Source organism: Blautia sp. AM47-4, assembly GCF_003479865.1.
GTDB lineage: Bacteria > Bacillota > Clostridia > Lachnospirales > Lachnospiraceae > Fusicatenibacter > Fusicatenibacter saccharivorans.
The window spans coordinates 1-22,615 of record NZ_QUHY01000036.1 but is presented as its reverse complement, the minus strand read 5'-3'; the positions used below and the strand labels follow the sequence as shown (position 1 = coordinate 22,615).

The window sequence follows — 22,615 nt, the reverse complement described above, 5'->3', positions numbered from 1 at the left end:
CAGACGGAACGGAGATCATGCCGAAGGGACAGCGGCAGGAATTACGTTTTGTCTGCCGGGAGTACAGAGGACTGGAAGTCCTTTGTGCCTGGATTGCAAAGGGAGGCAGCACCTTGCTGGGGTTAAGGGGCGAAGCCCTTAGCAGGTTAAGGGCGGCAGCCATTGCCCAGTGATATGGCGTTTCGCCATATGGTACTGGGTACTATCTGTAACGGCGACAGAGCCTTTAAGCAGCTTCGCTGCAATCCCTTCGGGGAAACAACTTGAAAGAAAGGAGAAATGTGAAATGAAAGGAACAAGGCATAATGGCAGATCTGGGAAAAATGGAGTTTACAATCCGCTTCATAATGATCGGAGATTTAATCCGGAACACAGTGAGCATATCGACAATGAAAGAGTCCGGCAAAATATTTACTGGGATTGCTATCAGGGATATACCACAATGGAAGATCAGGGAAAAGAGAATAATTTTTCTTTTGAACAAATTGAGCTGGCATTCTATGAAGAGCATTATGGAAATTACGTTATGAAGCAAAATGAGAGACATGTGAAAGCCAGACACCCAGACAGATGCAAAGAAGTGGAAGATGTTTGGAAAAACAAAAAGACCTGTCCGGAAGAAAGTATCTATCAGCTTGGAACAATAGATGAACATGCTTCTGTGGAAACCCTGATTTTAGTATTTGACGAGTTTAAGAAAGAGTTCGATAAGCGGTTTGGCTCTAACGTGCATATTATTGATTGGTCGCTACACATGGACGAAGCAACACCTCATATTCATGAGCGTCATGTTTTCGATGCTACAAACCGATATGGAGAAATTGAGCCGAAACAGGAAACAGCATTGGAAGAACTTGGATTTGAACTTCCAGATCCAGAAAAGAAGAGATCAAAGACAAATAACCGCAAGGTTGTTTTTGATTCTGCCTGCCGGACAATGTTTTTAGATATCTGTAAACGTCACGGACTGGAACTTGATGAAGAACCATCGTATGGTGGAAGAAAGTATTTGGAAAAACAAGATTATATCCGTATGAAGCAGAAAGAAGAAATTGCGAATCAACAGGAAACAATTCTTATGCAGATTGATAAGGTGAACGAGAATCGTCTGGAGCTTGCAAAACAGTCAAGGTATGTGCGTGCAAATGAAGAAATTATTCAGTCACAGGAAGAAAAAATAAAACAGCAGGATACAGAATTTGCAAATAATTCAGACCGTATATTCAAGCAGGGTGATCTAATTGAAGAACAGAGAGAGGAACTGAAACAGCTTACCATCCGTATTGAAGATGTGGAAACCTTGCTTGATGAAGTATCCAGTGAAGCTTATGACAAGGCAGTGGAGAAAGTAGCAAAAGAAGCAATGCTGGCTACCAGAAGAGATGATATCCGTTTGGCAGAAGATTCTAAAAAGTGGATTCAGGATCCGAAACACAAGGCTTCCAAAAGAGAAAAGGATTATGCAATAAAAAGACTGGACGGGCTGATAAGAAAAATAGAAACTGCAATGGAAAAAGTGGTCATACGGATTACTAAACAGTTAAAACAGCCAGAGAAGAAAAAAGCTGTTGTAGAAGAAATCAAAAAAGAAGTGAAGCCATCTATCAGGGAAAGACTTGCACAGAATGTAGCAAAGATTCAAAGAGAAGAGGCAGAGAGAAAACAACTGAATAAAGGAAAATCATGTTCTAGTGATCTGGAACTATAAGGGCATTTTGTTGATTCCGTAAGGACAGGACAAAGTGCCTTTTTGTTTTTGAGTAAAAAGTGATTCCCGGATTTGGGAAGCAGTTATAAGAAAGCGAGGAAATGAATTGGGATTATTTGATGAAGTAAAACAGAACGTGACTGTCCGGCAGGCTGTTGAATTGTATGGATTGAAGCCCAACAGGAGCGGACTGATCCGTTGTATTTTTCATAATGACAAATCACCCAGTATGAAAGTTGACCGGAGGTATTACTGCTTCGGGTGTGGCTGTACGGGAGATGCGATTGATTTTACAGCACAACTGTTTGGCATTGGACTGAAAGATGCTGCTATGAAGCTGGCAGATGATTTTAGGATTCTTTATTCCGGCAAGGACAGGGAATCACTGCAGAACAAGAGACGTGTTCCAATAAAAAAGCCGAAGCCGACACCGGAAGAACTCTGGCAGAAAAAATATCTAAGATGCCTGAGAGCATATCTGAATTACCGTAGCCTACTTCTGGAATGGAAAGAGCAGTATGCACCAAAAACATGGACAGAAGAATGGAATGAAAAGTTTATGATTTCTCTCAGTGAACTGACGGTTGTTGAGTATTATCTGGATATTTTGCTCTTCGGGGATAGGGCAGATAAGGAAGTCCTTGTCAAAGAAAAATGGAAGGAGATGGAGAAGATTGAGCAATGCGAAAGAGAAGATAAAGGAGATTGCTACAAAAGAACAGAAAGATGCCATGAAAGAAATGCTCCGGATGGCAGATAAAAGTAAAGTCGATGAAGTGAAACAGATGCTGGAATATACACAAAAGGGAACTGCGAAAGCAACGGTAGGAAATTATATGGTCGTGCTGAGAAATGATCCGCTTGTGCGTGAGAGCATGAAGTACAACAAGCTGACAGGCAGGATTGATATTGTGAAAAAACTCTGGTGGAATGAGGAAATCTGCAAACTGGACGATGATGGCAGGACTTATTTTTATTATTTCTTTGAACGGTATTACAAGCTCACAAGTGAAAAATGTATGGATAAGGCACTCCGCATAGAAGCCAACAGCCGGGCATACCACCCAATCTGTGAGTATCTGGAACAACTGGAATGGGACGGACAGGAGAGAATCCGTTATGTACTGCAACGGTATATGGGAGCTGATGCTTCGGATTTTGTCTATGAGGTTGTGAAACATTTCCTGATGGAAGCGTTGAGCAGAATCTACCGTCCGGGTTGTAAGGCAGATGAAATGCTCTGTTTGGTAGGTCAGCAGGGAGCCGGGAAATCCACATTCTTCCGTTTCCTTGCACTGAATGATGACTGGTTTTCTGATGACCTGAAACAGTTGAACGACAGTAAGATATATGAGCATCTCCGGGGACACTGGATCATGGAAATGTCAGAGATGATTGCAGCAATCAGTGCGAAAAGCAATGAAGAGATCAAATCATTCCTGACCAGGCAGAAAGACACTTACCGGAATCCCTATGATAAATATGAGGAAGATCGGAAGCGTCAGTGTATCTTTGCCGGGTCAACGAACACGAGGCAGTTTATTCCCTTTGACCGTACCGGGGCAAGACGGTTCCTGCCGATTGCCATAGACAGCAGCAAGGCAGAGAAGCATATCCTTGATGATGAAAAAGAAGCCAGAGCCTATTTTGACCAGCTATGGGCAGAAGCAATGGAAATCTACTGGTCAACGGAGAATAAGAGCAGTCTGTTGAAATTCTCAAAAGAAATGGAACAGAAGATCAGTGAATACCGGAAACAGTTCACACAGGAAGATACGATGGCAGGAATGATTCAGGGCTGGCTAGATGCCTACAAGGGAACTCATGTATGCTCCGTCCAGATTTGGAAAGAAGCCTTTGACCATTTTGAACGGGAGCCGAAAAAATTCGAGACAAATGAGATCTGTTCCATTATGGATACACAGATCACCGGCTGGAAGAGGGATGGAATCCACAGATTTTCAAAGGAAGGATATGGCAGACAGAGAAGCTGGGTCAGGGAAGGAACAGAAGAGGGTGGCAACGAACCGGACGAAGACGGATTTACGAAGCTGACGAAGGCAGAACAGTTGGAGCTGCCATTTGACCTGCCCGACAGAGAGAAAGGCTGATTTTGATATCGGAAGGCTACAAATCTTCTGTAAATTTATCGCTTGTTGACAGATTTGTTGACACCTAAAACCCTTATATTTACTGGCGTTTCAGCTTTTTTTACAGGTGTCAACAAGAACATTCAAAAAACTTTCCAGTAGTATTTTGGAAAATAAAAAAACAACCAGTAAAAAGTTTCAAACCCCATGTTGACACTTATGTTGTCAGTGTACAGATAAACTTCCGGCAGGGACAAAGACAATCCTCTCTCTGTCGGGCACAGGAAAGAAAGGAAAAAATGATTATGGAAAAAATGATGAATACAAAAACAGAGGGGAACACATTTACAAAGAAAATCGGGCAGACAGTCTATGTTGTCCGTTATCATTTCAATGAAGATGCAAAGGAAACAATGCAGGAGAAGATTAACCGGATGCTGGTTACAGAAGCAAGCCGAATGGCAGTTTATTAAAATTAGGTGGATGTAAATGAAGAAAAAATATGATATCATGTGAGTAATAAATCTGAAATTATAAAGGAGGTTTAATCGAATATGCTGAATGTTTCTATGGCTGTTTTTGTTCTCTATATAGTTCTAGGGTTGGTTATTTGTTTACAACCCAAAATTTTCTTAAAGTCCATGCTCGGATATGGGGAAATAATATTAGAAAATAGCGTTCTTAATTTTTACCAAATTGGAGAATTTATTGTAATCGGAATTGTATTTATCTTATTGTGGTTTCTTTCAAAGAAGAAGATATTTGAACATTCAAGCAAGTCTACTATTTTAGGTGTCTTGAATACGATTATGGCAGTTTCAGTATGTGTTGTAATACCATTTATTATTACACTTTTATCACATTCATATGGTTATGCTGTCATTTTCCCACAGTCTGAAACAGAATATGCGTTTTTTACGGGCATATCAGAGCTTGTAAATTATGTTGAACCGTTATCTTTTATTCCAGTTGCAATATTTTTATGTGCTTATGTAGTATATTGGATAGAAGTGACTTGTAACAAAAAAACAGGAGAATAATATTGCTTTACAATTTATCAAAAAGTATGAAGCAATATGTCACTAAGCAATTATCAAAATAAGTAAAGAAGGTTTGGCAAATGGTAAATAGTAAAAATTTAACAATCGTAACCATATCAACCATTTTATTTGGACTGCTTTCAAAGTGGTTGGTAGGTGTGCCTTATATGGCGTGGGGGTATTTTGATAAATTATTTATAGCATCTTTTATTTTGTGGATGCTTTATAGCACTATGTTGTATTTAGCTATTAAAATAGAAAATGAAAATTATTTAAAACTTGGATTTACTGGAGTTGTGTTCGGTTTAATTTCAGCATGTTTAAAAATGGGGCTGGACGCTATTATAGAACACTTTACGAAATTTTCAGGAAATTTGATTGTTACAGCATTTATGATGGAAATGGGAATCCTTATTTTTGGAAGTGCTATTATTTTTGTTTTATATGTCTGTGTTGCGAAGAAAAAAATTTTGTGGAATAAATCTATGAAAAATTGTACTTTGGGATTAGGAGGAATTGCGGGTATATATTTTGCTGTAATCATTTATTACCTATGGCAGTTAAGACATTGGATGGAGAAGTTTGCAGATTTTGATATTATAAAAGAGATTGGAGAAGAACAAGGACTGCTAAATTTGTCAACAAAATATGCTCAGGAATCAACTGTGGTGGGAATGATTGTATATGTCCTCTTTTTTATAGTTTTATGGATCGCTTTAAAAAAGAATACAGAAAACAAAGAGTTTGATGATAACTTTTAAAAGTTGTAAATTCTATATCATATAATAAAATGCTATTTTGTTAGTATATGAGTAGGCGTTCTTTGATTTGGGATGATGAAGTATAATGTTAGCAAAAAATTCCAGTTTGACAACTTCATATCCATTATACAAAGCAGTTGGTCTTAGGATTGACTGCTTTTTAAAAGACACCATTTAGGTATAATGATGTCTTTTGAGTGTTATTTTATAGGTCATATCAAGGCTTATTCAATCGTGGTAAATTCGTGGTAAAATGAATGTTTTCCTATACGTCAAAATGCTTGAAAGTATTGTATTTATGCGGATAATCAAAAATCAGATATAAAATTTAATCGAAATACTATGAAGAAAAAAATATGCATTATTATTTTATCTATCGTTATTGTATGTTCTTTGTTATCAGGATGTGGTGATAAGCATACAGCAATAATAATGAAAAATGCAAAAGATTTTACTCTTACACAAGAAATATCAGAGAGTTTCAAGCTAGAAAACTATGGAATACAATCATACGCATTTTTAAAATATATTCAAGAGAACTTGCCAGGACGAATTGCGGGTACAGAAAAGGAAAAGGAAATGGCTTCGTTTATATCTGCTATTTTGTTAAATGGTGGATATTCAGAAAAGGATATAAAATTAAATTCTTTTGATATTGAGGAAGGTGTTCCTATGATGGACACATCTGGAGAAAATATTTTTGATGGTGGTGAAGATAGCCAATCAAGTCAAAATATTGAAGTAATCAAAGAAGGGCAATCGAAAAAAACTATTATTGTTGGAGCTCATTATGATAGTGCAGGAACACATGGCGTAGATGATAACGGCTCAGGTGTAGCTGTTGCATTAGAAAGTGCATTGCGAATGATAGATGTCGAAACACCATATACGATTAAATATGTATTTTTTGGTGCAGAAGAGACAGGAATGCATGGTTCAAAAGAATATGTTAATTCTCTTACAAAGAAAGAAAAAGACAATATTGTGCTAATGATAAACATAGATAGTATTCTTGCAGGAGATAATCTTTATTTGTATGGAGGACGCATAAATGATAAAGGTGTTGTTAAAGATGTAGAAGCTGTAAATAAGGCATTTGAAATTGCAAAAAAGGCAAATTTACCAATGCAATTAACACCAAAAGGAAATGTTGATTATCCATATCCAACAGGGCAAAAGAGAAGTGACCATGCTCCATTTAGTGATATAGGAATTCCTTATATTTATTTTGAAGCAAATAATTGGCTCAATGGTTTACCAGTAGAAACAGAAAATCATGGATTGATTATGCATTCCGATAAGGATGATTTGTCTTTTATAGAAAACGAATATGGAAACCGTGCAAAAGATACAATGGCTAATTATTCTCACTTACTTCATTTAGTATTACAAGAAAACAATTGGGAATAAGAAAGGAAGAGAATTACAGCTTGTAGCATTCAAAATTTAATATGAAATGTGAGATAGAGCGTATGGAAATAATCTATACGTTCTATTTTTTTTGCCTTTTTGAAAAAAGTGATTAAAAAACTATTGACATTTTGTTACTGGCAAGACCTTAAAATCCATCCTCATTTCCTGCGGTGCCCGGCTTGCTCCCTTCGATATCAAGGAGCTGCGGGACCTGATGGAGTATGACGAACTGGAACTGGATACCCTGGGCGACCAAAAGACGGCGCTGTTTGTGATCCTGTCAGATACAGACAGCACTTTCAATTTCGTGGCCGCCCTCATGTATAGTCAGCTTTTCAATCTGCTCTGCGACAAGGCGGATGACTTCTACGGCGGGCGGCTGCCTGTCCATGTCCGTCTGATCCTGGACGAGTTTGCCAACATCGGCCAGATACCGAACTTCGATAAGCTGATTGCCACCATCCGAAGCCGTGAAATATCGGCTTCTATTATTTTGCAGTCGCAGAGTCAGCTAAAGACCATCTACAAGGACGCGGCAGATACCATCGTCGGTAACTGTGACAGCACCTTGTTTTTGGGAGGCAAAGAGAAATCCACGCTCAAGGAAATTTCGGAGCTGCTGGGGAAAGAGACCATTGATCTCTATAACCAGTCTGAAAACCGGGGCAGTCAGGTTTCCCATGGCCTCAGTTATCAGAAATTAGGAAAGGAGTTGATGACCCAAGACGAATTGGCAGTGATGGACGGCGGCAAGTGTATCTTCATGCTGCGGGGCGTGCGCCCGTTCCTTTCGGACAAGTACGACCTCACCCGGCACCCGAATTACAGATACACGGCCGACGCCGACCCTAAAAATGTCTTTGACATGGAACGGTACATGAAGAAGCAGCGTGCCGTGGTAAAACCCACGGACACCTTCGATGTGTACGAGATTGACGCAACAACTTAACCCAAAATCAAAAACATTTTTTAGGAGGATTATTTTATGGAATTTTTCAACAGTGCTGTTGGTGTTTTGCAGACTCTCGTAGTGGCCCTGGGCGCAGGTCTTGGTATCTGGGGCGTTATCAACCTTCTGGAAGGTTATGGCCAGGACAACCCTGCTTCCAATGCTCATGTACGGTAAGGAAGCAAGCAACCGAAAACAAGAGATAGACCGCCAGCACTACACTATTCCGAACCAAAGACCAAAAGATAAGCATTGTGGGAAAATCTAAACTTTTGGATTTTCCTACAATGCCGACTACGGCGGAATCCTTCCCACTCCTTATATCTTTATTTCCGTATACATTGAATTTGTATTTAGTAAATGCTATAATGTCCCTATTCAAATTATAAATGTGTTGAATTAGTTACATGTACATATTTTTTGTGCCGCATAAATACCCTGTTGAGGTTGTCGTTCTTTGTCCAGATGTGGAAACAATAAAAGGAAGGGAACGATACAGGGAGAAAACAGGCTATTCCGGCTTTACGGTTGAAACCTTATACGATACATTTATGCAGACAACACCACGGATCGGCTTTTGGCTGGACAATTCCAACCAAACACCACAGCAGACAGCAGAAACCATTCTGAACGCCAGAAAGTCGGTATGATTGTTACATATAAGGGGAAGAAAAATTTCTTTTAGGTACTTTCTTTCCTAAAACTAATGTGATATAATAGCATCATTCCAAAAAAGGAGTAAAAAATATGCGGCAAGGTATTATTAAATAAAACTATAATCAAATAGTGGGAACAAAGGATTATGATAGTCCCTTTTGTGGGGGCTTGGTTTTTTGTACCCAATTTAAGAATACTTTTGCCTTATCAATTTTGACATATCCGAAAAACAGCAATCACAAACAGGTGTATGCTGTATATGTGTATGTCCGCAAATTATAATCCCCAGTGGTAAAAGTATTTTACTGCTGGGGATTTTTATGCCCTTTTGGGGCTGTAAAAGGAGGACAATCACATGAAAATAATCAATATTGGAATTCTCGCCCATGTAGACGCAGGAAAAACAACATTGACGGAAAGCCTGCTGTACACCAGTGGAGCGATTGCGGAACAAGGAAACGTGGATAAAGGAACTACAAGAACAGACACTATGATTTTGGAACGGCAGCGCGGAATTACCATTCAGACAGCGGTTACTTCTTTTTGCTGGAATGATTATAAAATCAATATCGTGGACACTCCCGGTCATATGGATTTTTTAACCGAAGCATACCGCTCTTTATCTGTCCTTGACGGAGCTGTTTTAGTCATTTCGGCAAAAGACGGCGTACAGGCACAAACCCGTATATTATTCCATGCGCTTCAGAAAATGGACATTCCGACAATTATCTTTATAAATAAGATAGACCAAAATGGGATCGACCTGCGGCGTGTTTACCAAAGCATTAAAGATAAACTTACCAGTGATATGATTGTCATGCAGGAGGTTTCCCTGTCGCCAAAGATAACCATGACCGATATTTCTGATTTGGACAAATGGGATATGATTATTTCCGGAAGCGATGAACTATTAGAACGATATGTTGCAGAGGATTCTTTGGATATACAGGAATTACAATATGAAAAGTGCAAAAGAACCAGATGCTGCTCTTTGTTTCCTGTTTATCATGGGAGTGCAAAAGACAATTTAGGAACAGAAAAACTGATTGAAGCGATTACAGAAACTTTCATTACAGAAACAGACGATATTCAGTCTGAATTATGTGGATATGTTTTTAAGGTTGAGTATACAGAGCGGAAAAAACGGCTTTCTTATTTACGCCTGTATCATGGGACGCTCCATTTACGGGATACCCTGCTGCTGTCAAAAAAGGAAAAAATAAAGATTACAGAAATGTGTATTCCGTCAAATGGTGAAATCGTCCCGGTTGACCATGCCTGTCCGGGAGAAATTGTTATTTTAGCTGATGATACTTTGAAACTGAACGACATTCTGGGAAATGAAAAACTCCTGCCTCACAAAACACGGATTGATAATCCCATGCCATTACTTCGGACAACGGTAGAGCCGCAAAAGCCGGAGCAAAGGGAAGCCCTGTTAAATGCCCTCACAGAGATTGCTGATACAGACCCTCTTTTGCATTTTGACATTGATACTGTTACACATGAGATTATATTATCTTTTTTGGGAAAAGTACAGTTAGAAGTTATTTGTTCGCTATTAGAAGAAAAATATCATGTGGGCGTGGCTATGAAAGAGCCTTCGGTTATTTATCTGGAAAGACCGCAAAAAAAAGCGAGCTACACGATTCATATTGAAGTGCCGCCGAATCCGTTTTGGGCATCTATTGGTTTGACTGTAACACCGCTTCCTGTTGGAAGCGGAACACAATATAAAAGCGAGGTATCTCTCGGCTATTTAAACCAAAGTTTTCAAAATGCCGTCATGGAGGGTGTGCGTTATGGAATGGAGCAGGGCTTATATGGCTGGGGAGTGACAGACTGCCAAATTTGTTTTGATTATGGAGTTTATTACAGCCCGGTCAGCACCCCCGCTGATTTTCGTTTTCTTGCGCCTGTCGTGTTGGAGCAGGCATTGAAAAAAGCAGGAACACAACTGTTGGAACCATACCTTTCCTTTACCCTTTTTGCACCGCAGGAATATCTTTCACGGGCTTATAATGACGCACCAAAGTATTGCGCAATCATTGAATCAACCAGACTTGAAAAAGATGAAGTTATTTTTAAGGGGGAAATCCCTGCCCGTTGTATTGGTGAATATAGAAATGATTTGAATTTTTATACAAATGGAAGAAGTGTCTGCATTACAGAATTAAAAGGGTATCAGGAAACTTCCGGCGAGCCTGTGTTTCAGCCACGCCGCCCGAACAGCCGTTTAGACAAGATCCGGCATATGTTTCAGAAGATAATGTAACATCTTGCGCAATGCAAACGTTCATTGCTGGCTATTGCGAAATATCATTGATAAAATCAGCATCAGAGAGGAGGAACCATTTTGAACCAGAAACAGACGGATATTACAACAGGAAAGCAAATACGTCATCTGCGAACACAATCGGGAATGACACAGGAAGAACTGGCTGGGAAATTGAATGTTACCCGGCAGGCGCTATCGAATTGGGAGAGAGATGTTAATGAACCCGATTTAAATACGTTGAAAAAAATTTGTTTTCTTTTTGGAGTCCACATGGACGATTTTGCGAAGGAGGTAATAACAAAAATGGAAACATGTGAAAAAAAGAGAAACGACAATTTAATAAGTATGATATGGCAATTGGACTTTTTTATGGTGTCGGGATATTTCTTGGCATTGGTATTTTCTTTGTTGGCGGTTTTATGACAATGTCGGGTGCAGGGTGGGGAGCATCACTATTTGGCGGTGGCTGTTTTTCTCTTGTATTTGGCTTGATATGCCATGCAGTTATTACATTGAGAAGAAATGACAAATGATGACATATCCTGCTTTCTAGTCTTTTCGGTCATATCGCGTAAAAAAGCCGCTGCTTTTGGCTTTCCAATAGCGGCGGCAAAGGGAAATATCCTTTGAATACCTTACAGAAGAAAAGTTTTGCAGCATTATAAAAATAAAAGCCTATACCATTTTGGAAAGAAAAGATACATAATAGTCAAGACGGCAACAATCAGAAGTTATGGAGGGTAACAATGGAATATAGTAAGGAAGATTTAATGGAAGCAAAAAGGCAAATTTTGGGAGTGGGAGAGAACATGGGAACAGAGGAAAGCAAAAAGATCTGGGAGAAAAACGCACAATTTTGGGATGATGCAATGGGTGACGAATCCAATGAATTTCACAGAGAGGTAGTACGTCCCAAAGTAACGGAACTTCTCTCTCCTGATCCTTCGGATTACATTTTGGATATTGCGTGCGGCAATGGAAATTATTCTTCGTATCTTGCACAGAGAGGCGCTTCGGTCGTCGCTTTTGATTACAGCAAAAAAATGATAGAATTGGCTAAAAGACGGCGATCACAATATGCAAAACAAATTGAGTTTTGCGTAGCGGATGCGACCAATAGAGAAAGCTTATTAGGATTAAAAAGAAATCGAGCCTTTACGAAAGCAGTTTCTAATATGGCAATTATGGATATTACGGATATTGAACCGCTTTTTATGGCTGTTTATGAACTATTGGAGGAAAACGGGATTTTTGTCTTTGCAACGCAGCACCCTTGTTTTATCACATTGACTGAAAAATATATGACACCGCACAGTTACTATGATATAGCGATCGAAGGGCAGCCGGAGGAGCAGATTTATTATCATCGTTCCATACAAGATATTTTTAACCTTTGTTTCAGAGCTGGATTTGTCATTGATGGATTTTATGAAGAATGTTTCAAAAACAATAAAGAAATTCCTATGGTAATGATAGTAAGGCTTAAAAAGGTAAAACGTGATAGCTTAAAATAAATTCAAGTTTGCCGGATAAATAGCAAACCCGGCCGAGCCAGTCAACGGTCAAGATGAACGGCTTCGCCCGCCGTTGACAGCCCCGCCCGGTTTTGCAGTTAGGCAGTCAAGGAGCGACAGCCTAAAGTGCTGCCGCCCCTTACTATCATAAAAAGCAACTACTAACCAGCCACAGCCCTTTTGGGAGGAAAGGGGGATTTTCCATGACCTGTACAGAAGAATATCGGGAACATATCGAGTACACTTTCCATGCCTTTTGCAAAGTCGTTATCCGAAATGCAACGATCAACGCAGCGAGGACACGGAGCAGGAAGCACAAAAGAGAAATATCCCTTGAATACCTCACAGACGAAAAGCACTACCCTTTAGGCACGACAGATGAATATTTCCAAGCCCCGGAGCCGGACGAGGAATACATACTTACCCTTTGCGGCGATACGGTCATTTTCAGCAGCGGTTTACTTGCGGAAGCCCTGTCACGGCTGGACGAACGGGAGCGGGAAATGATTTACCTGTCCTTTTTCAAGCGTATTCCACAGCACGAAATTGGCAGACAGTACGGGCGCAGCCGCAGCACAGCGGGCTACCATATCCGAAAAGCCCTACGGCAGCTCCAAGCGGAAATGGAGGGAATGGCATATGAGAAATAATAGGCTTCTCCCCTATGAAACAATCGTCCAAGCCGCCAGCGGGGAGCCGGAAGCGGTGGGAACTGTATTGCAGTATTACCGCCGCCGCATACAATGTGCCGCCCGTGTGAATGGACGGGTAGACCAAGATACAGAGGACTACATCACCCAGACGCTTCTCACAGCTATTTTCAAGTTCCGCTTTGGGAGATAGCCCTACCGCCTACAACTGAATAACCGCCGCTTCGCCGGCAACCAGAAAGCAGTAAATCTATTCAACAGATTTGCTGCTTTTTTTCGTTCCTGTTTGGCATTTTTGAAAATCCCCAGTATGAAAAAACAAAAGGGAAAATAGCCGCCGCAGTTGGCAAAATCCCTTACTTATCCGTAGAGGGTATCAAAGAAAAAAATACTGCCATTGTCCGCCTATTCCGGCTTGCGTGGTGTTGTAGGGAATAGAGGGGAAATTCTAAAAATCTCCGTCCATTTTGCTTTGCGTGGTGTTGTAGGTAGTGAAAGGAAAATTTTCAAGATAAGCCGGAATAGCGGGTAGCAAAGCCCTTTTGAAACGTTTTGTTAGCGGAAAGGACGGGAGCCGGGGAACGCCGGAGTTTTTCAGAGCAAGATTCTACCGAGGTGCCAAAATTCGCTCTCCGCTTATTTTTGCCCCTGCGGGAATCTTGTTGGGGAGTGCCTTCCCCAAACCCTGCTATGCGCCCTGTCGGGCGAGAAAGGAGGTCACAGACCATGCGAAAGAAATACAATACGCCCCACCGCCGTCATGTGGTAAAGACCCGCATGACCGATGAAGAATACGCCGACTTCACCGGGCGGCTGGCGGCTTATGAAATCAGCCAGTCCGAGTTTATCCGGCAAGCCATACGGAAAGCGACCATACGCCCCATTGTCACCGTTTCCCCGGTCAATGACGGGCTGCTTGCCGCCCTCTCCAAGCTCACGGCAGAGTACGGGAAAATCGGCGGCAACTTAAACCAGATTGCCCGGAGCCTGAACGAATACGGAAGCCCCTACCGGGGGCTGGAAAAGGAAGTGCGGGGAGCCGCCGCCGACCTTGCCGCCTTGAAGTTTGAAGTCTTGCAGAAAGTAGGTGAAGCCGTTGGCGATACTCAAACATATCAGCTCTAAAAATGCCAACTACGGGGACGCTGAAAAATACCTCACATTCGAGCATGACGAGTTTACCATGAAGCCCACCCTTGACGCAGACGGGCGGCTCATACCGAGGGTAGACTACCGCATATCCTCTCTGAATTGTGGCGGGGAGGATTTTGCCGTTGCCTGTATGCGCTCCAATCTCCGCTACGGCAAGAACCAGAAACGGGAGGACGTAAAGAGCCACCACTACATCATCAGCTTTGACCCACGGGACGGCCCGGACAACGGCTTGACCGTTGATCGGGCGCAGGAGCTGGGCGAGAAGTTCTGCGCCGAGCATTTCCCCGGACACCAGGCCCTTGTCTGCACCCACCCGGACGGACACAGCCACACCGAAAATATCCATGTGCATATCGTCATTAACAGTCTGCGGATTGCGGAGGTTCCCATGCTGCCCCACATGGACAGGCCAGCGGACAGGAAAGCAGGCTGCAAGCACCGCTGTACGGACGCAGCTATGAACTATCTGAAAGCCGAAGTCATGGAGATGTGCCACAGCGAGGGGCTTTACCAGATAGACCTTTTGAACGGCAGCAAAGAACGCATTACCGAGCGTGAGTATTGGGCGCAGAAGAAAGGACAGGCTGCCCTTGACAGAGCCAACGCCCCTATTGCTGCGGACGGTATCGCGCCCCGGCAGACCAAGTTTGAAACGGATAAGGCGAAGCTGCGCCGGACTATCCGGGAAGCCCTTGCCGCTGCTTCCGGCTTTGATGAGTTTGCCGCCCTGCTTCTCCGGCATGGTGTGACCGTCAAGGAGAGCCGGGGGCGGCTAAGTTACCTCACGCCGGACAGGACGAAGCCAATTACCGCCCGGAAGCTGGGGGACGATTTTGACCGGGCTGCTGTCCTCTCCGTTTTGGAGCAGAACGCCGCCAGAGCCGCCGAAAAACCCGCAGCCATAGCGGAATACCCCGGCAGTATCAAAGACCGCTTACGGACGAAAAAAGAAGCGAAAAACGCCCCGAACAATGACGCTGTACAGCGCATGGTAGACATAGCCGCCAAGCGAGCCGAGGGGAAAGGACGGGGCTATGAGAAGTGGGCGACCATGCACAACCTCAAACAGATGTCGGCTACCCTCATGCTCTACCAGCAGTATGGCTTTTCTTCCCCGGACGAGCTGGACGCTGCCATTTCCGCAGCCAACACCGCCACGCAGGAGAGCCTTGCCGGACTGAAAGGGCTGGAAGCCGCTATCCGGGAGAAAAAGGAATTGCAGCGCAACCTTTTGGGCTATATCGGCACGAAGCCCGCCCGTGACGGTCTGAAAGCGCAGAAATCGGAGAAAGCCCGGAGAGCCTACCGGGAACAGCACGAAAGCGATTTTATCATAGCGGACACAGCCGCCCGTTATTTCCGGGAGCATGGAATAACCAAGCTGCCAGCCAGCAAAGCCCTGCAAAGGGAGATTGAGCAGCTTACCGTCCAGAAGAACGCCGGATATAACGACTACCGGGAGAAACGCCAGCGGGCGCAGGAGCTTCAGACAGTCAGACGCAATATCGACCAGATTTTAAGGGGCGCACCGAGCCAGCAGAAAAAGCGTGAACAGGAGCGTTAAAGACCGCCCCGAAATGATACCGAAACCCTACAAAAATACAGGTATGATATGAACCCTTACCGCAATACTCCCCGACTTCCAAACGGGGCTTACAGGGCAGAAAAAGCCCGAAAATGATACCGAGAACATACAGAAAATGCCCCCTATCCCGCTACACCGATAGGAACGGCAGAAAGGAGCTTACCATTGCCGAGAATGAGCAAGAAGCGGCGGCTGGAATGGTCTTTCTTCCTCAACCACCGCAACCGTATCACTTACAACGACCTATGCCGGGGCTGCACCCGTGACTGCAAACAGAGCTTCCGGGCGGTTATCATACTATGCCCTCGCTATTATTCCAAACGCTGGAAAAAGGAGGACGCAGCCTATGGCAGATAACCGCAAATATTACTACCTCAAGCTGAAAGAGAGCTATTTTGACGATGATGCAATCGTTCTGCTGGAAAGTATGCAGGACGGCGTTATCTATTCCAACATTCTCTTGAAGCTGTACTTGAAATCGCTGAAAAACGGCGGGAAATTGCAGCTTGACGAGAATATCCCCTACACCGCCCAGATGATTGCGACCATTACCCGCCAGCAGGTAGGTACCGTAGAGAGAGCTTTGAAAATCTTTATGAAGCTGGGGCTTGTGGAGCCTTTGCCAAGCGGCGCACTCTACATGAGCAACATTGAGCTTTTAATCGGCCAGTCCTCTACCGAGGGGGAGCGCAAGCGCAGGGCGCGGCTGGCTTTGCAGGAACAAAAAGCCCTGCCGCAGACAGGGGCGGACAAATGTCCACCATATCGAGCGGACATTTGTCCACCAGAGATAGAGATAGAGAAAGAGATAGATATAGAAATAGAAAAAGAGAGAGAGTTAGAAACGGGACACCCCGCCCCCGCCGCCTATGGCAGATACCACAATGTCATTCTTTCCGATACGGAGCTTGACGGGCTGAAAACAGAGCTTCCCGGCAAGTGGGAGTATTACATTGACCGCCTATCCTGCCATATCGCTTCCAGCGGGAGGAAATACAAGAGCCATGCAGCCACGATTTTCAAGTGGGCGCAGGAGGACGCAGCCAAGAAAGCCCCGAAAAAGGGCATACCCGATTATACCTGTAAGGAGGGCGAGAGCTTATGACGAATGGATTTGATGAAATGATTTTGAATATGACCGACACCACGCCGGAGCCGGAGGACTACACCGGCGAGGACGGGCTTTTATACTGCGGGAAGTGCCACAAGCCCAAAGAGGGCTATTTCCCCAAAGAAACCGCCGCATGGCTGGGGCGTGACCGCCACCCGGCAGAATGTGACTGCCAGCGGGCAGAGCGTGAGGAACGGGAAGCCGCAGAGAAACAGCGCAGTCACCTTGAAACTGTCGAGCGGTTGAAGCGGCGGGGCTTTACAGACCCGGCTATGCAGGGCTGGACGTTTGAGAACGACAACGGCAAGTGCCCGCAAATGGAACACGCCCATTTCTATGTGGAGAACTGGGAAACCATGAAAGAGCGCAACATTGGCTATCTGCTATGGGGCGGCGTTGGCACAGGCAAGAGCTATTTTGCGGGCTGTATCGCAAATGCCCTTATGGAGCGTGAAATCCCCGTGTGCATGACAAACTTTGCATTGATATTGGGTGACCTTGCCGCCAGCTTTGAGGGCAGGAATGAATATATCTCCCGACTTTGCAGCTTCCCGCTGCTTATCCTTGACGATTTTGGAATGGAACGGGGAACGGAATACGGCTTAGAGCAGGTCTACAACGTGATTGACAGCCGTTACCGCAGCGGCAGGCCGCTGATCGTCACGACTAATCTCACGCTGGAGGACTTGCAGCACCCGGAGGACACCGCCCACGCCCGCATTTATGACCGTCTGATTGAAATGTGTTCTCCTGTCCGCTTTACCGGGAGCAACTTCCGAAAAGCCACGGCGCAGGAGAAAATGGGACAACTGAAAAAGCTGATGAACAGAAAGGAGAGCCGCCTATGACCAACACCCCAAAGAATGACCGCAGCACCCGCCGCCCGGATTGCGTGACGGAAATCCGCATAGGTAATTCTGTCCTTGTCGTTTCCGGCTATTTCAAGCAGGACACCACCGCCACCGCCGCCGATAAAATGCTGAAAGTGCTGGAAGCGGAAGCTGCTACACAAAAATCGGCAATTTGACGGGACGTAAAGAAGCAGAAAGGACTGTACAGCCAGCCCCGGCGTGTGGTATGATAGTCATACGGAATAGTGGGGCTGGCTGTCGGAAATGGAGGACACTATGTTAAGACAGACCACCCGAAACCTTATTACCGCCCTTTATCCGAGATTATCCCACGAGGACGAGCTGCAAGGTGAGAGCAATTCTATTTCAAACCAGAAGCGTATTCTTGAAACCTATGCGAAGCAGAACGGCTTTTCCAATCTGCAATGGTACACAGATGACGGTTATTCTGGGGCGAACTTCCAAAGACCCGGTTTTCAAGCCATGCTTGCGGACATTGAAGCCGGAAAAGTCGGCACCGTTATCGTCAAGGATATGTCACGGTTAGGGCGAAACTATCTGCAAGTGGGAATGTATACGGAAATGATTTTCCCACAGAAAGGCGTCCGCTTTATCGCTATCAATGACGGAGTGGACAGCGCACAGGGCGACAATGATTTTGCCCCTCTGCGGAACATTTTTAACGAATGGCTGGTGAGAGATACGAGCAAGAAAATCAAAGCAGTAAAACGGTCTAAGGGTATGAGCGGGAAGCCCGTCACGAGCAAACCCGTATACGGCTACTTTATGGACGAGGACGAAAATTTTATCATTGACGGGGAAGCCGCCCCTGTTGTGCGGCAGATTTACAGCTTGTGCCTTGCCGGGAACGGGCCGACCAAGATAGCCCGTATGCTCACAGAGCAGGAGATCCCCACGCCGGGAACGCTGGAATACCGTCGGACGGGAAGCACCCGCCGCTACCACCCCGGCTATGAGTGCAAGTGGGCGACCAATACCGTGGTACATATCCTTGAAAACAGGGAGTACACGGGCTGTCTGGTAAACTTCAAGACGGAGAAGCCGTCCTACAAGACCAAGCACAGCGTAGAGAACCCCATTGAGAAACAGGCGATTTTCGAGAACCACCATGAGCCTATCATTGACACCCAGATGTGGGAGCGTGTGCAGGAGTTACGCAAGCAGCGCAAACGCCCGAACCGCTATGATGAAGTGGGCTTATTCTCCGGCATACTCTTTTGTGCCGACTGCGGCAGCGTCCTTTACCAGCAGCGTTACCAGAACGCCACCCGCAAGCAGGATTGTTATATCTGCGGGAGCTACAAGAAGCGTACCCGTGACTGTACGGCGCACTTTATCCGCACCGACCTGTTGACCGCCGGAGTGACCGACAATCTGCGGAAAGTCACCAGCTATGCAGCGAAGCACGAAGCCCGGTTTATGAAGCTGCTGATCGAGCAGAACGAGGACGGGGGCAAGCGCAGGAACGCCGCAAGGAAAAAGGAGCTGGAAGCCGCCGAGAAGCGTATCAGCGAGTTATCCGCTATCTTCAAGCGGCTGTATGAGGACAGCGTGACCGGGCGCATTTCAGACGAGCGTTTCACGGAGCTGTCGGCAGACTATGAAGCCGAGCAGAAAGAACTGAAAGAGAGAGCCGCCGCTATCCGGGCAGAGCTTTCCAAAGCGCAGGAAGCCACGGTAAACGCAGAAAAGTTTATGAATGTTGTCCGCAAGTACACCAGCTTTGAAGAACTTACCCCTACCCTTTTGCGTGAGTTTGTGGAGAAAATCGTTGTGCATGAGTGCAGCTATGACGAGAACGGCACACGCAGACAGGACATTGATATTTATTACTCTTTCGTTGGCAAGGTAGACCTGCCCGAATGACCGCCCGACCTATCCGGCGCAATGCGCAAACGCCGGATAGGAACGGCAAAATTTTTTACACTTCTACTACTTCTTTATCACACATCAGCAAAAAGCCAGGGTATGAAACAGTTCATGGCTAATTAAAGGGAGCAAAAAGAAAGGAAAAGCACAATCCAGACGGTATCAGCGGCAGGTTACAAGAATAAATTGTGATTTCACAAGATTGGTGTTATAATAAGAGAAAAGTTCCTGCCGGGGCAGCCGCCTCGGTGGTATGGATAGAAAGGCAGGAAAACAATATGCACATCAGCTATAAACCACTCTGGCACACACTGTTAGAGCGTGATATGAGGAAAGAGGATTTAAGGCTTGCCGCTGGTATGACAACGAATATGATTGCCAACATGAGCAAAGAGGGAAAGCACATCAGCATGGACACATTAGCCCGTATCTGTGAAACGCTGAATTGTGAGATTACCGATGTGATTGAGTTAGTACCAGACGAGCCTGCTTCCACAGGAGGTAAGGAACATGAGAGAATTGAAACCAAGAATAACGGAAAACGGAATTGATTATATCCTTGTCGGAGATACTACATCCCGGACTTGAAACTGCCGGAGGAACACCGCCCTATCGGAAAGTACGGACGGATGCACCGGGAATATTTAAGGGAAGTCCACCCAGCCAGATTGAATACATTGATACTGACCGGAGAATTGTGGACATATCTTGCAGACCTGAACGAACAGGCACAGGAACGGTTAGACACTATCATGGAGCAGATGAAAGCCACCGAGGGCGTGACAGAGGAATTGAAGCGAACTCAACAAATGGAATGGGTGCAGCGTTGTAATAACATTCACAACCGGGCAGAAGAAATTGTTTTGCATGATATAATTTATTCATACGGGAGTAATTAAATCGGAGGTATATAAGATGATTGAAATTGTATTTGGTGAAAGTGCCTGTGGAAGTTTGAAAATTGCCCAAACTTACGGTAAGGGAAAGTATAGAGGAAGTGCAGTTTCGGTCTTTATGAGGCACGAAGATGGGAGTGTTCCATCTTCAGATGAAATGAAAGAAGCACAAATTCAAGCACAGGAACAAGAACATATTGCTTGGGAGAATGCTATTCCATTGGGAGGCAAGAGCAGTGATGTTTATTGTTTTGATATGGCTCTTAGTGTGGGAGATATTTCTGATAATGGAATTGGCGAACAGCGGAAAAATGTTCTCAAGAAAATGCTGTCTGTCTGGTTTGTAGAGGATTTAGACTATCAGGTTGAAGAAAAAATACAGAAAATTAAAACTACATTGTCTTCGGTTATTGAACGATATGTAGCTGGGGAAGAAGTTCGTATTTGGTATAGCTATAATCCGGATGAACTTTGCGGTATGTACTGGCTTATGAAACAACTTCGACCATTAAACTGTCAGACAACAATTTATTTGGTTAAGTTACCTGCCTGGGAATATGGAAAAGAAAATACTATGACATCCAAAATAGCATGGGGTGAGGTTTCTCCTGGCGAATGGGGAAAATATATAACTCTACAAGAAAAAGCTAAGCCTGTATTTCTTTCAGCTTGTGCTATGAAATGGAATCAACTTCAAAATGAAAATGCACCTTTGCGTGCAATGCTAAATGGTAAATTGCAAAGTGTTTCAGAAGATATATATGATAGTTTCATTCTTCGTGAAATTGCGGAACAGCCAGAGCAATTCAAAATGGCTATTGTTATAGGTAATGTTTTAGGAAAATATCAACTTGGAATTAGTGATGTATGGATTTCTAATCGCATTGATAAAATGCTTGAAGATGGTGTGTTGGAAATTATACAGGACGCACCAAAGGGAGAAACAAATTATCGCCGGATATTAAGAAAACGAATGAAATAATAACCACAGCAAGAACCGCTGCTACATGGAAGGCACCCCAACCATGCAACAGCGGTTTTTTTTACCGTTTTTTCCTCTGGCTGATAGGCGTTCCCATTTTCTTTGATTTTTTGAGAATCCGAATCAGCCAGCGAAATTCTTCGTCTGACAGATTTTTATAGTTGATACCGAGCTGCTTGCAGTAAAGGACAACCAGCTTTTCATCCCGGCTGCCCTTGAAATTTTCGACTGCTTCGAGATTTTCTTTCAATTCATCGGCAACGGTGGTCTGGGGCGCACTCTCACTGTCCTTTTTATGGGCTTCCCGAATATCCCGGATAATCAGGTTGAGGTCATCCAGAACCATGTGACTGAAATACTCATCATCACTGATATGTGCAGCTTGCAGCACCTTCAAATGCGGGTCGTCTTCGCCAGGGCGATACCGTTCAATGATTTCATGCCGGACGGTATCGACAAGGGCGTTGAGGTTCTGAATCTGCATGGTGGCAATCCCATCCACATAAATCTCAATGTCCGCAAGAAACTTGATAAAGTCCTTATGGGTGGCAAGTTCGCATAGCAGACGGTTATTAATCCGACCGCTTTTCAGAAGTGCTACCATCTCATCACTCAAATGCAGCTCCGTCAATGGCGTGTTGATCTGCTCCCTGTTCTCTGTCCGGCACAGCAGATAATCAACGGAAACTCCATAGAAGTCTGCCAGCGTGATAAGGTTGCCATGATTGATTTCCTTATAATCCTCTTTTTCATAATTCCCAAGAGCTGATTTGGAAATGCCCGTCAGCTTTGATAATTCTTCCAGATTTAAGCCTTTGTCCTTGCGGAGTTCCCAAAGACGTTCCTGTATGCTTGTTGCTCCTTTCATGGGCGCACGCTCCTTTCCGGTGGGTTGATTGCTGCCGCTTATCTGGATTATATCACACTTTCCGCAATCGTGGAAATTTCTGATTTTTACCCCTAATTCCTACTTTGTGGACATACGGCACAGGGCACAAAAATGTTCTATGATACAGGTAGTTCATCGATGGATTATTCCAATCGAATGACCAGCCTGTGTGGGATATGCTTCCCCGGCGATGTAG

At 44.2% G+C, this 22,615-nt stretch carries 22 protein-coding genes and 4 pseudogenes; 25 read left to right on the top strand and 1 reads right to left on the bottom strand.

Features of this window, described 5'->3' with window-relative positions; translation table 11 throughout:
- Positions 1 to 442 precede the first annotated feature (442 nt).
- The 25 genes and pseudogenes from DW965_RS16610 to DW965_RS16485 all read left to right on the top strand — a co-directional run bounded on the left by DW965_RS16610 (position 443) and on the right by DW965_RS16485 (position 21,530).
- Positions 443 to 1,708, top strand: a complete 1,266-nt coding sequence (locus tag DW965_RS16610) for a serine/arginine repetitive matrix protein 2 (protein ID WP_147345089.1) — start codon at positions 443 to 445, stop codon at positions 1,706 to 1,708.
- Between the two features lie 106 nt (positions 1,709 to 1,814).
- The gene (locus DW965_RS16605; RefSeq protein ID WP_158568532.1) at positions 1,815 to 2,468 is read left to right on the top strand and encodes a CHC2 zinc finger domain-containing protein; all 654 of its coding nucleotides are present in this window, start codon (positions 1,815 to 1,817) and stop codon (positions 2,466 to 2,468) included.
- On the top strand, positions 2,383 to 3,819 hold the full coding sequence (locus tag DW965_RS16600; protein WP_242995464.1) for a virulence-associated E family protein: 1,437 nt from the start codon (positions 2,383 to 2,385) through the stop codon (positions 3,817 to 3,819). Before DW965_RS16605 ends, DW965_RS16600 begins: the two co-directional genes overlap by 86 nt.
- Positions 3,820 to 4,103: 284 nt before the next feature.
- On the top strand, positions 4,104 to 4,271 hold the full coding sequence (locus DW965_RS16595) for a transposon-encoded TnpW family protein (protein WP_080786840.1): 168 nt from the start codon (positions 4,104 to 4,106) through the stop codon (positions 4,269 to 4,271).
- Between the two features lie 81 nt (positions 4,272 to 4,352).
- Complete coding sequence (locus tag DW965_RS16590; protein ID WP_117682908.1) at positions 4,353 to 4,838, top strand: hypothetical protein; 486 nt, start codon at positions 4,353 to 4,355, stop codon at positions 4,836 to 4,838.
- Between the two features lie 80 nt (positions 4,839 to 4,918).
- Complete coding sequence (locus tag DW965_RS16585) at positions 4,919 to 5,599, top strand: hypothetical protein (protein WP_004612634.1); 681 nt, start codon at positions 4,919 to 4,921, stop codon at positions 5,597 to 5,599.
- Between the two features lie 342 nt (positions 5,600 to 5,941).
- On the top strand, positions 5,942 to 7,009 hold the full coding sequence (locus tag DW965_RS16580) for a M28 family metallopeptidase (protein ID WP_117760455.1): 1,068 nt from the start codon (positions 5,942 to 5,944) through the stop codon (positions 7,007 to 7,009).
- A 139-nt stretch (positions 7,010 to 7,148) separates the two neighbouring features.
- Positions 7,149 to 7,961 (top strand): annotated as a pseudogene (locus tag DW965_RS16575) (VirD4-like conjugal transfer protein, CD1115 family); the annotation flags it as partial.
- A gap of 36 nt (positions 7,962 to 7,997) precedes the next feature.
- Positions 7,998 to 8,138, top strand: coding sequence for a Maff2 family mobile element protein (locus tag DW965_RS16570; protein WP_016300369.1), 141 nt, complete (start codon positions 7,998 to 8,000; stop codon positions 8,136 to 8,138).
- A gap of 835 nt (positions 8,139 to 8,973) precedes the next feature.
- On the top strand, positions 8,974 to 10,893 hold the full coding sequence (gene tet(32) / locus DW965_RS16560) for a tetracycline resistance ribosomal protection protein Tet(32) (protein ID WP_002602099.1): 1,920 nt from the start codon (positions 8,974 to 8,976) through the stop codon (positions 10,891 to 10,893).
- A gap of 81 nt (positions 10,894 to 10,974) precedes the next feature.
- A pseudogene (locus DW965_RS16555) lies at positions 10,975 to 11,429 on the top strand (helix-turn-helix domain-containing protein).
- 213 nt (positions 11,430 to 11,642) lie between these two features.
- Positions 11,643 to 12,410 carry a class I SAM-dependent methyltransferase gene (locus DW965_RS16550; RefSeq protein ID WP_002602097.1) on the top strand — a complete coding sequence of 256 codons (768 nt, stop codon included), beginning with the start codon at positions 11,643 to 11,645 and terminating at the stop codon, positions 12,408 to 12,410.
- A gap of 203 nt (positions 12,411 to 12,613) precedes the next feature.
- Complete coding sequence (locus DW965_RS16545; RefSeq protein WP_002602096.1) at positions 12,614 to 13,060, top strand: RNA polymerase sigma factor; 447 nt, start codon at positions 12,614 to 12,616, stop codon at positions 13,058 to 13,060.
- A complete protein-coding gene (locus DW965_RS16540) occupies positions 13,050 to 13,253 on the top strand; it encodes a helix-turn-helix domain-containing protein (protein WP_002602095.1) in 204 nt (67 codons plus the stop codon). Before DW965_RS16545 ends, DW965_RS16540 begins: the two co-directional genes overlap by 11 nt.
- A gap of 533 nt (positions 13,254 to 13,786) precedes the next feature.
- On the top strand, positions 13,787 to 14,185 hold the full coding sequence (locus DW965_RS16535; RefSeq protein ID WP_002602094.1) for a plasmid mobilization protein: 399 nt from the start codon (positions 13,787 to 13,789) through the stop codon (positions 14,183 to 14,185).
- The gene (locus tag DW965_RS16530; protein ID WP_002602093.1) at positions 14,157 to 15,779 is read left to right on the top strand and encodes a relaxase/mobilization nuclease domain-containing protein; all 1,623 of its coding nucleotides are present in this window, start codon (positions 14,157 to 14,159) and stop codon (positions 15,777 to 15,779) included. Before DW965_RS16535 ends, DW965_RS16530 begins: the two co-directional genes overlap by 29 nt.
- A gap of 186 nt (positions 15,780 to 15,965) precedes the next feature.
- On the top strand, positions 15,966 to 16,157 hold the full coding sequence (locus DW965_RS16520; RefSeq protein WP_006058351.1) for a hypothetical protein: 192 nt from the start codon (positions 15,966 to 15,968) through the stop codon (positions 16,155 to 16,157).
- Positions 16,147 to 16,905: a phage replisome organizer N-terminal domain-containing protein gene (locus tag DW965_RS16515; RefSeq protein ID WP_002605636.1), complete on the top strand. Its 759-nt coding sequence runs from the start codon at positions 16,147 to 16,149 to the stop codon at positions 16,903 to 16,905. Before DW965_RS16520 ends, DW965_RS16515 begins: the two co-directional genes overlap by 11 nt.
- Positions 16,902 to 17,759 carry an ATP-binding protein gene (locus tag DW965_RS16510; RefSeq protein ID WP_002605635.1) on the top strand — a complete coding sequence of 286 codons (858 nt, stop codon included), beginning with the start codon at positions 16,902 to 16,904 and terminating at the stop codon, positions 17,757 to 17,759. Before DW965_RS16515 ends, DW965_RS16510 begins: the two co-directional genes overlap by 4 nt.
- Positions 17,756 to 17,938: a transposon-encoded TnpW family protein gene (locus DW965_RS16505; RefSeq protein ID WP_002605634.1), complete on the top strand. Its 183-nt coding sequence runs from the start codon at positions 17,756 to 17,758 to the stop codon at positions 17,936 to 17,938. Before DW965_RS16510 ends, DW965_RS16505 begins: the two co-directional genes overlap by 4 nt.
- Positions 17,939 to 18,038: 100 nt before the next feature.
- Complete coding sequence (locus DW965_RS16500; protein ID WP_002605633.1) at positions 18,039 to 19,649, top strand: recombinase family protein; 1,611 nt, start codon at positions 18,039 to 18,041, stop codon at positions 19,647 to 19,649.
- Between the two features lie 21 nt (positions 19,650 to 19,670).
- A pseudogene (locus tag DW965_RS22695) lies at positions 19,671 to 19,769 on the top strand (Maff2 family mobile element protein); the annotation flags it as partial.
- Positions 19,770 to 19,930: 161 nt separating this feature from the next.
- Positions 19,931 to 20,203, top strand: coding sequence for a helix-turn-helix domain-containing protein (locus DW965_RS16495; protein ID WP_002593556.1), 273 nt, complete (start codon positions 19,931 to 19,933; stop codon positions 20,201 to 20,203).
- Positions 20,163 to 20,551, top strand: a pseudogene (locus DW965_RS16490) (TnpV protein). Before DW965_RS16495 ends, DW965_RS16490 begins: the two are co-directional and overlap by 41 nt.
- 16 nt (positions 20,552 to 20,567) lie before the next feature.
- A complete protein-coding gene (locus DW965_RS16485; RefSeq protein ID WP_014078537.1) occupies positions 20,568 to 21,530 on the top strand; it encodes a DUF3658 domain-containing protein in 963 nt (320 codons plus the stop codon).
- Positions 21,531 to 21,591: 61 nt separating this feature from the next.
- Here DW965_RS16485 and DW965_RS16480 read toward each other — a convergent pair whose 3' ends face one another.
- On the bottom strand, positions 21,592 to 22,398 hold the full coding sequence (locus DW965_RS16480; protein WP_117762206.1) for a helix-turn-helix domain-containing protein: 807 nt from the start codon (positions 22,396 to 22,398) through the stop codon (positions 21,592 to 21,594).
- Between the last annotated feature and the right edge of the window lie 217 nt (positions 22,399 to 22,615).

Excerpts from the sequence above, each read along its gene's own strand:
- DW965_RS16535 (WP_002602094.1), top strand. The coding sequence starts at position 13,787 with ATGCGAAAGAAATACAATACGCCCCACCGCCGTCATGTGGTAAAGACC.
- DW965_RS16550 (WP_002602097.1), top strand. The coding sequence starts at position 11,643 with ATGGAATATAGTAAGGAAGATTTAATGGAAGCAAAAAGGCAAATTTTG.
- DW965_RS16585 (WP_004612634.1), top strand. The coding sequence starts at position 4,919 with ATGGTAAATAGTAAAAATTTAACAATCGTAACCATATCAACCATTTTA.
- DW965_RS16480 (WP_117762206.1), bottom strand. The coding sequence starts at position 22,398 with ATGAAAGGAGCAACAAGCATACAGGAACGTCTTTGGGAACTCCGCAAG.
- DW965_RS16485 (WP_014078537.1), top strand. The coding sequence starts at position 20,568 with ATGATTGAAATTGTATTTGGTGAAAGTGCCTGTGGAAGTTTGAAAATT.
- DW965_RS16505 (WP_002605634.1), top strand. The coding sequence starts at position 17,756 with ATGACCAACACCCCAAAGAATGACCGCAGCACCCGCCGCCCGGATTGC.
- DW965_RS16545 (WP_002602096.1), top strand. The coding sequence starts at position 12,614 with ATGACCTGTACAGAAGAATATCGGGAACATATCGAGTACACTTTCCAT.
- DW965_RS16500 (WP_002605633.1), top strand. The coding sequence starts at position 18,039 with ATGTTAAGACAGACCACCCGAAACCTTATTACCGCCCTTTATCCGAGA.
- DW965_RS16610 (WP_147345089.1), top strand. The coding sequence starts at position 443 with ATGGAAGATCAGGGAAAAGAGAATAATTTTTCTTTTGAACAAATTGAG.
- DW965_RS16540 (WP_002602095.1), top strand. The coding sequence starts at position 13,050 with ATGAGAAATAATAGGCTTCTCCCCTATGAAACAATCGTCCAAGCCGCC.
- DW965_RS16580 (WP_117760455.1), top strand. The coding sequence starts at position 5,942 with ATGAAGAAAAAAATATGCATTATTATTTTATCTATCGTTATTGTATGT.
- DW965_RS16595 (WP_080786840.1), top strand. The coding sequence starts at position 4,104 with ATGGAAAAAATGATGAATACAAAAACAGAGGGGAACACATTTACAAAG.
- DW965_RS16590 (WP_117682908.1), top strand. The coding sequence starts at position 4,353 with ATGCTGAATGTTTCTATGGCTGTTTTTGTTCTCTATATAGTTCTAGGG.
- DW965_RS16515 (WP_002605636.1), top strand. The coding sequence starts at position 16,147 with ATGGCAGATAACCGCAAATATTACTACCTCAAGCTGAAAGAGAGCTAT.
- DW965_RS16495 (WP_002593556.1), top strand. The coding sequence starts at position 19,931 with ATGCACATCAGCTATAAACCACTCTGGCACACACTGTTAGAGCGTGAT.
- DW965_RS16570 (WP_016300369.1), top strand. The coding sequence starts at position 7,998 with ATGGAATTTTTCAACAGTGCTGTTGGTGTTTTGCAGACTCTCGTAGTG.
- DW965_RS16510 (WP_002605635.1), top strand. The coding sequence starts at position 16,902 with ATGACGAATGGATTTGATGAAATGATTTTGAATATGACCGACACCACG.